Below are 12,365 nucleotides of genomic sequence, written 5' to 3'. Positions count from 1 at the left end.
ACTGCATATGTGTGATTTAGGCAAGCGCCTTTTGTGGGGCGTTAGGACATTTGTGATCTGAGGGTCGCTCTCATGGGCGGCGTGCGATTTGGACGGATGGCGGGGCCGCAGCGCGGCGCCATCCGCCATATTCTGACAGGCGCTGACAAAATGGTGCCGGGTGAGGGATTTGAACCCCCGACCTTCGGTTTACAAAACCGCTGCACTACCACTGTGCTAACCCGGCGCACCGGCCAGCAGACCACAATCCTTGCGGGCCGCGGCATGGCCGACATCATCAGATAATCGGCTGGCCGGGCTTTTAGCCCGCTTTGCCCATAGCTTGCAATGATCTGGGCCGCCCGTGCCATCCGTGTCGTTTCACCCGCTTTTCAGACCGCGACGGTGGCAGACAGCGCGTGCAGCGGTGGGCTTGCGCCGCTCCAAACGCATCCCGATATGGTGGCCCTGCTCGACAGCCTGGGGTCCGCTAAATCATGGGACTGCCGCAGGGGAGTTGCGCCCTGCCGCGGGCCAGATCATTCTCTTGTTCCAATGGTGGCTTTGGGCATCATGCCTGGCCGCCATCGGCGGCGGGCGATCCGATGCGCCGTCAGGGCACCGGGCCGTCGCGTCTCATGCCCGTCCGACTTGCCGTATCTGGAGCCGTGATCATGCCCAAGGATAATGCCGTCCCCGCCAATCTGCAGCCCGATCCGGCGCACTATCCCTTTGACCTGGAAAACGCCTTGGCTTCCATCGTGGGTTTGCGCGTCGGTGCCCCCGCGGATGCCTTCACGGCGTCAGCGCTGGGCACCGAGCGCGAGGGTTCCGGCGTGGTAATTCGGGAAGACGGGCTTATCCTGACCATCGGCTATCTCATCGCCGAAGCCGAGACGATCTGGATATCCACGGGTGCTGGTCAGCTTTTGCCCGGTCATGCACTGGCCTATGACGCGGAGACCGGCTTTGGCCTGGTCCAGCCGCTTGGCCGGCTGACGGCCCCTGCGATGGAACTTGGCCGCAGCGCGGAGGTTGAGATCGGCCAGCCGGCCATTTTCGCCTCGGCCGGGGGCCGCCGCATGGCGATCGAGACGCGCATCGTCGGCCGGCAGGAATTTGCCGGCTACTGGGAATACCTGCTCGATGACGCCTTCTTCACGGCGCCTGCGCATCCCTTCTGGGGTGGGGCCGCGCTGATCAGCCGGACGGCGAAGCTACTCGGTATCGGGTCGCTCAGCCTGCAGCAGGATGATGCCCGCGGCAACCGGCTGGACATGAACATGGTGGTGCCGATCGACCTGCTGCATTCGGTCTTTGGCGATCTGACCCGCTATGGCCGCGTCAACCGTCCGGGTGCGCCTTGGCTTGGCATCTACGCCATGGAGGAAGAGGAGCGGGTGCTCATCGGCGGCGTGGCCGAGGGTGGTCCGGCGGATCTTGCCGGGTTGCGCCAGGGTGACCAGGTTCTGGCCGTGGAAGGCGAGGAGGTTCTCAGCCTCGCGCATCTTTGGCGCTCGCTGCGCGGTCGTGGACCGGCCGGCGCGAAGCTGGTGCTGTCCGTGCAGCGGGATGAGCGCGAGATGCGCGTGCCGATCACCAGCGTGGACCGCCATCAGCTGCTCAAGGGTCCGCGCCTCCATTGAGGAAACGGCCGGATAGCGCATCACCAAGGATGGCTTCTTTGCGCGCCGCGTGACAGTTTAGGGCTCCAGCTGATGGCTGGCGCCGAGCACTGGCCGCGCCGCTGTTGTAGCAAGCGGCCGGCAAGCGCCTGCGAGGCAGCGTGAACAGCCGAGGAGAGCCCAGCATGGCCAAAGGTCGAGACAAGGGCGGGCGCGAGCCAAAGAAGCCCAAGGCGAGCAAGAAGACGCTCGCTCCAGCGCAGTCACCCTTCAAGCAGACAACGGCTCTGCCCACCAAGGGCAGCGCCAAGAAGGACTGATCATCCTGCGATCGGCCGGCCCTCCTTTGTGGCGCCGGCTGAAACGCAAAAGGGGGGAGCCATTGGCTCCCCCCTCTGCTTTTAGCCAGGCCGACAGCCTTAGGCGGAGTAGTACATCTCGAACTCGACCGGATGCGGGGTGTGCTCGAAGCGGTACACTTCCTTCCACTTCAGTTCGATATAGGCTTCGATCATGTCCTTGGTGAACACGTCGCCCTGCAGAAGGAATTCGTGGTCGGCCGCCAGCGCGCCCAGCGCTTCGCGCAAGCTGCCGCAAACGGTGGGGATTTCCTTCAGCTCTTCCGGCGGCAGGTCATACAGATCCTTGTCCATGGCGTCGCCCGGATGGATCTTGTTCTTGATGCCGTCGATGCCCGCCATCGCGATCGCCGAATAGGCGAGGTAGGGGTTGGCGGTCGGGTCCGGGAAGCGGACTTCGACGCGCTTGGCCTTCGGGCTGGTGGTGTAGGGGATGCGGCAGGAGGCCGACCGGTTGCGCGCCGAATAGGCGAGCAGCACGGGAGCTTCAAAGCCGGGGATCAGGCGCTTGTAGCTATTGGTCGAGGGGTTGGTGAAGGCATTGATGGCCTTCGCATGCTTGATGATGCCACCGATGAAATACAGACACATCTCGGACAGATCGGCATAGCCATTGCCCGCGAAGAGCGGCTTGCCGTCCTTCCAGATGGACTGGTGGGTATGCATGCCCGAGCCGTTATCACCATAGATCGGCTTCGGCATGAAGGTTGCCGTCTTGCCGTAGCTATGGGCGACGTTGTGCACGCAGTATTTGTAGATCTGCATGTCGTCGGCCATCTTGGTCAGCGTCTGGAAGCGTGTCCCAAGCTCATGCTGGCTCTGCGCCACTTCGTGGTGATGCTTCTCGATGATGAGGCCCATCTCGCCCATGGTGGACAGCATCTCGGCGCGCAGATCGACGTCGCCATCAACCGGTGCGACCGGGAAATAGCCGCCCTTGACGGCCGGGCGGTGGCCCATATTGCCTTCTGGATAGTCCTTCAGGGACGAGCCGGGGCCTTCAATGCTGTCGAGCTGATAGATGCCGTAATTGCCGCCGGTGCCAAACTTCACGCTGTCGAAGATGAAGAACTCGGCTTCCGCGCCCACCACGATGGTGTCGCCGATGCCGGTCGCCTTCAGGTATTCCTCAACGCGCTTCGCGGTCGAACGCGGGTCGCGGGCATAGCCCTGGCCGGTCGAGGGTTCGACGATGTCGCAGAACAGGATCAGCTGCGGCTTGGCAGTGAAGGGGTCCATGACGGCCGTGTCCGGGTCCGGCATCAGGATCATGTCGGATTCGTTGATCGCCTTCCAGCCGGCGATCGAGGACCCGTCGAACATGATTCCATCGACGAAGGAATCTTCGTCGATCGTCGAAACATGCTGGGCGGTGTGCTGCCATTTGCCCTTCATGTCGGTGAAGCGCAGATCCACATATTCGACAGAATGTTCCTTGATCAATTCCATGACCTTCTGAACACCCGTCAGGGACTCACTCGCCATCCTGAAATCCTCGTACATGCATGTTTAAGGCGTCTTGATCTGCAGTGACGCAGACCGGGTCATCATGGCCGCGCGCAAAGGCACGGCCGCTTCGGCACGTCTTTCAGCGTCAAACGGCGTCTGCGCCGCGTTCCCCTGTCCGAATGCGAATCACTTCTTCAACCGTGCTGATGAAGATCTTGCCGTCTCCGATACGGCCGGTGCGGGCGGCGTTCATGATCGCCTCAACCGCACGTTCAGCGACGCTATCTTCGCAGACCAGCTCGATTTTAACTTTGGGCAGGAAATCCACCACATATTCGGCGCCGCGATACAGCTCCGTATGGCCCTTCTGGCGGCCGAAACCCTTGGCTTCCACGACGGTAATGCCCTGCAGGCCAACTTCATGCAGAGCCTCTTTCACCTCATCGAGCTTGAAAGGTTTGATAACGGCCTCAATTTTCTTCATCGCATCCTCGTAGCGGGTCGGATGAGCCCGGCCTCAAACCCCATGCAAACTGGCGGCCATAACGCTGCGGGCACCTTCCATGCGGCCGCAAGCTCGCACGCCCAGCCTTGGCCTGCAATCGGCAGCGCGGTGTCTGACGCGTTTTTCATGAAGGAAAGCGCGGAAAGCCTGCCGTTTAGGCGATTGCCTGCTTGTTTTGCCCGCAAAGCGTACAAAGAATCGCAGGGCCGATTGGCGGTGAGAACGATTGTCCCGTGCCGCTATTTTCGGCAAACTACGCAGCGTTGAGGGAGTTCTGACGTGAAGCCTGCTAATAGCCTGCTCGCCAATACGGGAACCACCATTTTCACGGTCATGTCCGCCTTGGCGGTCCGTCATCAGGCGGTCAATCTGGGCCAGGGGTTTCCCGATACGGATGGGCCTGCCGATATCGTGGCCGCCGCTGCTGCCGCGCTGCAGGACGGCCGCAATCAGTATCCGCCGCTAACCGGCGTGCCGGAATTGCGCCAGGCCGTCGCTGCCGCCAATGCCCGCTTCTATGGTCTCGACATCGACCCCGATCGCGAGGTCGTCGTCACCTCGGGCGCGACTGAGGCGATCACCGCATCGCTCATGGCTCTGATCGATCCGGGCGATGAAGTCATTTTGATCGAGCCGCTCTATGACACCTATTTGCCGGTCGTGAAGCTGCTCGGCGGCGTGCCCAAGCTGGTGCGGCTGGCGCCCCCGGCATGGGATCTGCCGCGGGCCGAACTGGCCGCGGCCTTCACGCCGCGTACCAAGGCGATCCTGCTCAACAGCCCGATGAATCCGATCGGCAAGGTCTTCTCGGCCGAGGAACTGGGCTTCATCGCGGGTCTGGTGCAGCAGTATGACGCCTATGCTGTCTGCGACGAGGTCTATGAGCATCTGGTTTTTGACGGTTTGCGCCATATCCCGTTGATGACGCTGCCCGGCATGCGCGAGCGCTGCCTGCGCATCGGCTCGGCCGGCAAGACCTTCAGCCTGACCGGCTGGAAGGTCGGCTATATCACCGGCCCGGCCGCACTGATGAGTGTGGTCGCGAAGGCGCATCAAAATCTGACCTTCACCACGCCGCCCAATCTGCAGCGCGCGGTCGCCCTGGGGCTGGCGAAGGACGATAGCTATTTCGCTGGCCTGGCGGCCGATCTGCAGGCCCAGCGGGACCATCTGGTGGCGGGTCTCACCGCCGCCGGCTTCAAGACGCTGCCCTCAGGCGGCAGCTATTTCGTGCTCGCCGACTATGCGGCGCTCGATTCGGACGGGGATGACGCGGCCTTCTGCATGCGGCTGGCCGAGCGGGCAGGGGTCGTCGCCATTCCGCTCTCGGCCTTCTATGCGGGAGAAAAGCCGCGCCACCATGTGCGTTTTGCCTTCTGCAAGCAGACCAAGGTGCTGGACGAGGCGATTGCACGTCTTACCCGCTACTTCGGCGCGGGGCAGAATACCGCCCAGCTGGCGTTGACGGCTGCGGACTGATCGGTCTAAACGGCGGACCTCAGCGCTTTGATGACAACATCAAGGCAGCCAGAGACCGGGTGGCGGTCGTAGCTCAGTTGGTAGAGCGCCAGGTTGTGGTCTTGGATGTCGTGGGTTCGAGCCCCATCGATCGCCCCAGTCTCCCGGTCTTCTGCTCCTTCCGAAATAACCGAGGTTAAGACGCGCGCCTGATCGGGGCGCGTTTCGCGTTTCGCACAAAAAAAACCGCGCCCGGTTGCCCGGAGCGCGGTTTGCGTGAGCGATGCGGGCGCCGCTTCAGCCAGCGCGCAGCATACGGCCCGCGCGATAGAGCAGGATCGCCATGGCAAGCTTGGTTGCTTCGGCCGGCAGGAAGGGCACCAGGCCAAAGGCCATCGCCTTGTGCGGCCCGAACAGCACGGCAAGCCAGGCGACGCCGGGCAGGTAGATCAGCGCAAGCCCGGCCACGAAAGCGGCGATGGTACCCATCCAGCCACGCATCAGCCCGCGGGAAGCGCAGAAGCCCATCAAGGCTGCCGCTGCCAGGAATCCAAGCAGATAGCCGCCGGTCGGGCCGACCAGATAGGCGAGGCCCGCGCCGGACGCGAAGACGGGCAGGCCGAGCGCACCGGCGACGATGTAGGCAGCCAGCGTCGCTTCGGCCAGGCCGCTGCCATAGACCGCAGAGAGCAGCAGGATCGTGCCGCTCTGCATCGTCATCGGCACAGGCCAGAAGGGGATGGAAATATGGGCGGCTGCGGCAATCACGCATACGCCAAGGCCAATGGCCACGGCCCGCAGGGGCAAAGGCAGCGCATTGGGCCGAGGACGTCCGACGGTGGTGGTTTTCGCCTGTGCGGGCATGAGCAACTCCAAAAAAGGCCAGACGCGGAGGTTGAACAAAGCCTCAGGGCTGAGCTTGGGCCAAAGTCTTCATACACCGCGTGAATGCATATGCTGCCCGTCCTCACGCTTCCGCGCAAGCAAGTCCTGCATCCAGGGCAGGCACAGCGCGCCAAAATTCACCGAAAAGAGCCATGTCGCCGATGGTCGTTCGCGTTCGGTCACAGTTCAGCAGGCTGCCTCTGCTATGGCCGCGCGGGACGGCAGGCATTCGTCCAGTCCGGTGTCCGGCCTGATGGGTGAGCGCGTATTGTGCGGTGCGGGAGATTTGCCGAATGACCGATTTCATCACCCATTGCCGGACGCATCTGGCCGATATCAAAGCCCAGGGGCGCTATCGTCACTTCACGCCCCTGCAGCGCGAGGCTGCGACCTTTCCCGTCTACAGGATGCACCAGAACGGCGAGGTCCGGTCCGTCACCGTCTGGTCGGCGAACGACTATCTGGGCATGGGCGTCGATCGGGCGGTCATCGCCGGTGCGCGCGATGCGCTGGAACATTTAGGCGCGGGGGCCGGCGGCACGCGCAATATCGGTGGCACCTCGCCACTGCATGATGCGCTGGAGGCCGAACTGGCCAGCTTGCATGGCAAGGAGGCGGCCCTGCTGTTCACCTCCGGCTTCGTCTCCAACCAGGCGACGCTGAACGCCATTTTGCGCAGCCTGCCCGGTTTCATCTGCTTTTCGGACGAAAAGAACCACGCGTCGATGATCGCCGGCATCAAGACCAGCCCGGCGCAGTGCCATGTCTTCCGCCACAATGATCTGGCGCATCTGGACGAGCTTCTGGCAGCCGCGCCCGCCGATGCGCCGAAGCTGATCGCCTTTGAATCCGTCTATTCCATGGACGCCGATATCGCGCCGATCGCGGCCATCTGCGATCTCGCGGACAAATATGGTGCGCTCACCTATCTCGACGAGGTCCATGCCGTCGGCATGTATGGCCCTCATGGCGGCGGCGTATCGGAGCGCGACGGCGTCGCCCATCGCCTGACCGTCATCGAAGGCACGCTGGCCAAGGCCTTCGGCGCCCATGGCGGCTATGTGGCGGCCGATGCCGTGGTGATCGACTTTATCCGGTCCACCGCCCCGGGCTTCATCTTCACAACCTCCCTGCCGCCGTCGGTCGTGGGGGCGGCGCTGGCCAGCATCCGCCGCATTCGACAGGACGACGCGCTGCGGGCCGCGCTTTTCGCCAATGCCGCGCGGCTCAAGACAAAGCTGGATGCGGCCGGATTGCCGCGCTTGCCGTCCGTCAGCCATATCGTGCCGCTAATGATCCGCGATGCCGATCTGTGCCGCGACGTCAGCCGTCTGCTACTGGAGCGCTACGGCCATTATGCGACGCCGATCAATTACCCGACCGTGCCGCGTGGCACCGAACGCCTGCGGCTGACGCCCACACCGCTGCATACAGACGCGATGATGGATGATCTGATCGCGGCGCTCACTGAAATTTTCGCGACCCTGGGCCAGAAGGCGGCTTAAGCGTATAAAAAGGATCGGTAATCTTCCTGTCATCCAATCCTGTACAGGATAGGGCATGAAGAATGCCAGGCACCTGCCTGCCTAAGTCTCAGACCCCAAGGAAGATATTATGAAGCAGTCGATCGTTTCATCTAGCCGCCGCGGCCTTTTGTCGCTTGCGGCGGTCGCGGCCTTCGCCGTGGCTGGGCTTGGCGGCGTCTCGGTCGCCCATGCCGATCCGGTGACGCTGACGGCGAAGCTGGTGCCGGTGCCGGGCGCGCCCCCGACCGGCATTGGCCATGCCACCGCGACCTATGACCCTGCGACCCTGACGTTGAGCTGGCAGGTCGATTATGCCGGCCTCTCGGGCCCCGTGCTCGCCGCGCATATCCACGGCCCCGCCACGCCGGGCATGGATGCCGGCGTTGTTGTGCCCTTCCAGCCGCCTTTTCCGAGCCCCTTCACCGGCAGCGCCAAGCTGACGCTGGATCAGGTTTCGCAGCTTCTTGGCGGCCTCTATTACGTCAATCTGCATACCCAGGCTTTTCCGAACGGCGAAATCCGCGGCCAGCTGAACGTTCAGCCGAGCAACTGAGCAGTAATCAGTCGCGCCTTCCATTGGGGTCAGAGCAAACCCCAATGGAAGGAGAGTGCGATCAGCAATGCCGGGTGTAGAAGAAGCACTATCCATAAAAGGATAGGGAGCATGTCGCCGAGTTGTCGTGTCAGGGCGGGCGTCGCTTCGGTGCGCGATCCGCTCATCTCGGATTGGAGGGCGTGGCGGTCGCCATCCAGATATCCGGGCCCGGACAGCCTCTCTGAATCAACCGTTATCCTTAAATCGGCAGCCGGGGCAAACGACGCCATCTGAGCACCTCGCATTCCGCGAGGCGTTATACGGTCCCACTACAAAACCGTCCAGACGGTTTATTTTTAGCGACCAATAAAATACCGTCTAGACGGTTTTTATTTTACCGCCTATGGAGCGCTTCCAGAACCTGATCATGGGTGAGGAGTGGAAGCGTGAACGCGTATCTTATGAAATCGATCCCGGCTGCGGTCGGATGCCTGCTGCTGGTGAGTTGCGCTGGCCCGCAGCCCGCCCCGTATGCGGGCCTCTCATCCAGCGCCTATCTCAAACCCAATCACGGCGCTGATTCGGGAAAGATTCCCTATCGCTACAAAACTGCCGTGGATTGGTCCCGCTATCAAAACGCTATCATCGACCCAGTCGTGATCTATAGCGGACCGGACAACCAGTTCGGGTCCATGAGCGATAAAAGCAGGCAGGACCTTGCCCAATACGCGCAAACCGCATTCACCAATTCTTTGACGAGGCGCTTTGTCCTCGTCAAAGATCCAGGTCCAGGAACGGTCCGCATCAAAGTGACGTTGACGGGCGCCAAAGCCAGCACACCGGTCATCAGCAGCCTGGCGCATCTCGATATCGGCGGAAATCTCTATAACGGCGTGCAGGCCATCAGCGGCGGGGGCGGCCTGATGACCGGCTGGGTGATCTATGCGGTCGAAATTCAGGATGCATCAAGCGGACAGCTGCTCGAAGCATACGAGGAAAAACAGTATCCGAATGCTCTTAACCCGATGGCGACATTCGGGTCTCTCGCTGCCGCCAAAACCGGCATCGACAAGGGTAGCGATGCTTTGGCCAATCGGCTGCAATGATCATGACCGTGTCAGCGAACTTGTCCCAGCGGCCCGCGGATGAGTTCAGCTATCCGCGCCATCCTCTGATGAAGATCATCTTCTGGTCATCGACCGCGCTGTTCATCGGCTTCAGTCTGGGCGTGGTTGCCTGCCATATCGCGGCGATGCAGCAGCCGAAATGCATCGAAGGAAAAAGCGAGATCGCGCGCGGTCCCTTCTCGAGTTAAAGCTTGTCCGCGCCGATCCGGCCGATGGGCCACACAAAAAAGATGCGCGGACTGTTTTTGCGCAGGAAGGTGCGGTAGCCTTGCACACCGACAGGATAGAAGAGACGCGTCATGGAGAATTCCCTTCGGTCCAAACGGACCCGCGACGCGGCGATCGCGGCCGCCCTTGCGGTCGTCACGCGGGAGGGGGCGGCCAAATTGACCATCGACGCCATCGCGCGGGAAAGCGGTGTCAGCAAGGGCGGCGTGCTGCACCATTTCCGCACCAAAGAGGCTGTGCTCAAGGCTTTATTTGAGCATCAGATCGAGAAGGGGACGGCGCTCTATCAATCCTTGTTGGAGGCGATGCCGCCGCAACAGCCCGAGCGTCATCTGGCGGCGCAAATAGCGGCCTTCAGGACCTCGGTTTCTCATCCGAAATCGGCGACTTTCGCGATCGCCACGGCCATGGCGGAAGCGCCGGAACTGGTCGCAGGGATCAGGGAAAACGACGCCCAGCGGGTGGAGATCGTGAAGGCGGAAGCGCCTGACCCGACCATCGCTCTGATCCGCTGGTCTGCCGCCATGGGGCTGGCCTTGTCAGAGATACTGGGGATTTGTCCGGTATCGGAGCCAGAGCGCGAGCGTCTGTTCGATTACCTGCAGAATGACAGGCACTGGTCGAACAGCGCGCCCGCGGCGCCGGTTCGGAAGCCTTCGGCAAAGACTGATGCTGATGCGGCCGTCAGCTACTCTCCTCCTCGCGGCCGTAAAGTAGCAGCAGCGCGAGGATGACGAGGCCATAGACGATGCTGCGGCCGTAATCCGGCATGTTGAAGGCGAGCAGCACGCTGACCAGAACGGTCAGGCTGATGGCGCCTGCAACCGAGCCCAGATAGTGGCCGCGGCCGCCCAGAATATAGACGCCGCCGATGACGACGGCGGCGATCGACTGGAACAGGTAAGGGTCGCCCATGCCGAGGGCGGCCTGACCGCCGAAGCCCACCAGCATGATGCCGGCGAGTGCCGCGAAGAAGCCGCTCAGCGCATAAAGGGCGATGGTCACGGCCGAGACATTGATGCCAGCCAGGTGGCTCGCGCGGGCATTGTTGCCGACCGTATAAGTCGTCCGCCCGAACCGCGTCATGGCGAGCACGAAAGACACCACGATGATGACGGCGATCCAGATCCACAGCACGATCGGCAGGCCGAGGAAGCTTTGATGCACCGCCGCCTGCACCACGGGCGGCGCATAGGCGCCGCAGCTGGTGCAGGTCATGCCGCCGGACAGGCCCAGCGTCAGTCCCTGCATGATGCCGTTCATGGCGAGAGTCATGACGACGGCGGGAATGCCGAGCAGGGCAATGCCGGCGCCGTTGATGGCGCCGATCGCTGCCCCCATGCCGAGTGTCAGAGCGAGCGCCGGGATGGCGCGCGCATCATGGCCCAGGGAGCTTGTCACCATCAGGATGGCGCCGGCATTCAGCACCCAGGGCACCGACAGATCGATGCCGCCGATGAGGATGACGAAGGTCTGCCCGGCCGCAACCAGGCCCACGAAGGACGCGACCACCAGGATGGAGCGGATGCCGCCGAGCGAGGCGAATCCCGGCCGCACCAGCTCTCCGATGATGAACAGCAGGATGGCGGCCAGGAAGGCATAGAGGATGCGGCGCCGTTCCCGGTTGAGAAGGGGCTGCCGCCTGGCCGGGGTCTTGGTCTCTGCGGCACTCATCGCCGGCGCCTCACGATTTGACCGATAATATTCGCGGCGACGACCGCGGCGAGAAGGAACAGTCCTTCGTAGAAGGTCTGATAGAGCGGATCGATATGGGCGAAGAACAGGATGTTCACGACCATCACGGTCACGAAGGCGCCGAACAGGGCGCCGAGGCCGCTGCCGCGTCCGCCGAACAGGCTGACGCCGCCGAGCACGGCGGCGACGATCGAGGTCAGCGTATAGGTGTCGCCCGTCGTCGCGTCGCCTGCGGTCGCATTGGCTGCCAGAAACAGCCCGGCGCAGGCCGAGGCCACGCCGCCCAGCATGTAGGCCAGGATGGTCGTGCGCCGGACGGAGATGCCGTGGCTGCTGGCCGCCATCGCGTCATTGCCGACGGCATAGACGGCAACGCCCAGCGATGTGCGCCGGAAGATCGCCCAAAGGATGCCGATGATCGGAATATAGATCAGCGACAGCGGCACATTGGGATTGGCGAGCACGGCCGTGAAGCCTGGCGGCATGGCACCACCCGGCTGCGGCAGAATCTTGATCGCGATACCCTGGAAAATCGACAGCGTGGACAGCGTCACCAGGATCGGCTGCAAGCGGCCGATCGCGACCAGAACGCCGTTGACCAGGCCACATAGAGCGCCGATCAGCAGAATGGCGATCGTCCACAATGTGGTCACAACGGGACCGCCCATCAGCGTTTGTGCGGCGACCGCGTTGGTCAGATCGATGACGCCGCCAACCGACAGATCGATGCCGCGTGTCAGCACAACCAAGGTCTGTGCTAGGGCCGCGAAGGCTAGCGGCATCGTATTGTCAATGGTCGAGGTCAGCTCGAAACCGCCCGGCAGCCGATGCTGCGTCACGATGTAAAGGACGCAGTAGAGCAGGATACAGGCGGTCAGCAGCGCTATGACCAGGGCCAGGCCGACATTCTGCGACAAAGCGTGCGAAAGGCGCGAGCGGCGTGGGCTGCTGGCCGCCAGTATCGTCTCGGGTGGGGAAGCCGGATTGGGCATAT

General features: G+C 62.7%; 13 protein-coding genes and 2 tRNA genes. 9 read left to right on the top strand and 6 right to left on the bottom strand.

The features are described from left to right. Nucleotides 1–151 precede the first annotated feature (151 nt). Nucleotides 152–226, bottom strand: a tRNA-Thr gene (locus tag AC3G7M_RS16040). A 427-nt stretch (nt 227–653) separates the two neighbouring features. Between AC3G7M_RS16040 and AC3G7M_RS16035 the strand changes: the two genes are divergently transcribed. Further along, complete coding sequence (locus AC3G7M_RS16035) at nt 654–1,625, top strand: S1C family serine protease (protein WP_489213128.1); 972 nt, start codon at nt 654–656, stop codon at nt 1,623–1,625. A 164-nt stretch (nt 1,626–1,789) separates the two neighbouring features. Further along, nucleotides 1,790–1,924 (top strand): hypothetical protein, encoded by a 135-nt coding sequence (locus AC3G7M_RS16030; RefSeq protein ID WP_489213127.1) that lies wholly within the window; start codon nt 1,790–1,792, stop codon nt 1,922–1,924. A gap of 99 nt (nt 1,925–2,023) precedes the next feature. Here AC3G7M_RS16030 and glnA read toward each other — a convergent pair whose 3' ends face one another. Beyond that, nucleotides 2,024–3,448 (bottom strand): type I glutamate--ammonia ligase, encoded by a 1,425-nt coding sequence (gene glnA / locus AC3G7M_RS16025; RefSeq protein WP_489213126.1) that lies wholly within the window; start codon nt 3,446–3,448, stop codon nt 2,024–2,026. Between the two features lie 109 nt (nt 3,449–3,557). Next, entirely contained in the window at nt 3,558–3,896 is a 339-nt protein-coding gene (locus AC3G7M_RS16020) for a P-II family nitrogen regulator (protein WP_227306787.1), read from the bottom strand. Between the two features lie 300 nt (nt 3,897–4,196). Between AC3G7M_RS16020 and AC3G7M_RS16015 the strand changes: the two genes are divergently transcribed. Next, complete coding sequence (locus tag AC3G7M_RS16015) at nt 4,197–5,396, top strand: aminotransferase (protein WP_489213125.1); 1,200 nt, start codon at nt 4,197–4,199, stop codon at nt 5,394–5,396. Nucleotides 5,397–5,458: 62 nt separating this feature from the next. Continuing rightward, nucleotides 5,459–5,534 (top strand) — tRNA-His (locus AC3G7M_RS16010). Between the two features lie 138 nt (nt 5,535–5,672). Here AC3G7M_RS16010 and AC3G7M_RS16005 read toward each other — a convergent pair. Continuing rightward, nucleotides 5,673–6,239: a biotin transporter BioY gene (locus AC3G7M_RS16005; protein WP_489213124.1), complete on the bottom strand. Its 567-nt coding sequence runs from the start codon at nt 6,237–6,239 to the stop codon at nt 5,673–5,675. 314 nt (nt 6,240–6,553) lie between these two features. On the opposite strand from AC3G7M_RS16005, the gene hemA reads away from it, so the two are divergent. The 5 genes from hemA to AC3G7M_RS15980 all read left to right on the top strand — a co-directional run bounded on the left by hemA (nt 6,554) and on the right by AC3G7M_RS15980 (nt 10,410). Then, the gene (gene hemA / locus AC3G7M_RS16000) at nt 6,554–7,765 is read left to right on the top strand and encodes a 5-aminolevulinate synthase (protein WP_489213123.1); all 1,212 of its coding nucleotides are present in this window, start codon (nt 6,554–6,556) and stop codon (nt 7,763–7,765) included. A 109-nt stretch (nt 7,766–7,874) separates the two neighbouring features. Beyond that, complete coding sequence (locus AC3G7M_RS15995) at nt 7,875–8,339, top strand: CHRD domain-containing protein (RefSeq protein WP_489213122.1); 465 nt, start codon at nt 7,875–7,877, stop codon at nt 8,337–8,339. A gap of 428 nt (nt 8,340–8,767) precedes the next feature. Next, nucleotides 8,768–9,427: a DUF3313 domain-containing protein gene (locus tag AC3G7M_RS15990; protein ID WP_489213121.1), complete on the top strand. Its 660-nt coding sequence runs from the start codon at nt 8,768–8,770 to the stop codon at nt 9,425–9,427. Between the two features lie 8 nt (nt 9,428–9,435). Next, a complete protein-coding gene (locus tag AC3G7M_RS15985) occupies nt 9,436–9,636 on the top strand; it encodes a hypothetical protein (protein WP_489213120.1) in 201 nt (66 codons plus the stop codon). Nucleotides 9,637–9,834: 198 nt separating this feature from the next. Then, nucleotides 9,835–10,410 carry a TetR/AcrR family transcriptional regulator gene (locus AC3G7M_RS15980; protein WP_489213119.1) on the top strand — a complete coding sequence of 192 codons (576 nt, stop codon included), beginning with the start codon at nt 9,835–9,837 and terminating at the stop codon, nt 10,408–10,410. Here AC3G7M_RS15980 and AC3G7M_RS15975 read toward each other — a convergent pair. Together AC3G7M_RS15975 and AC3G7M_RS15970 are read right to left on the bottom strand one after the other, a co-directional pair. Beyond that, nucleotides 10,361–11,350: an ABC transporter permease gene (locus AC3G7M_RS15975; RefSeq protein WP_489213118.1), complete on the bottom strand. Its 990-nt coding sequence runs from the start codon at nt 11,348–11,350 to the stop codon at nt 10,361–10,363. The two genes, AC3G7M_RS15980 and AC3G7M_RS15975, sit on opposite strands and share 50 nt — an antisense overlap. Further along, on the bottom strand, nt 11,347–12,363 hold the full coding sequence (locus AC3G7M_RS15970; protein ID WP_489213117.1) for an ABC transporter permease: 1,017 nt from the start codon (nt 12,361–12,363) through the stop codon (nt 11,347–11,349). The genes AC3G7M_RS15975 and AC3G7M_RS15970 overlap by 4 nt, the downstream gene beginning before the upstream one ends. Nucleotides 12,364–12,365: the final 2 nt, after the last annotated feature.

The sequence above is a fragment of the Acidisoma sibiricum genome (assembly GCF_057837225.1).
The sequence above is the reverse complement of the archived record's forward strand: the minus strand, read 5'-3'. Positions and strand labels throughout refer to the sequence as shown.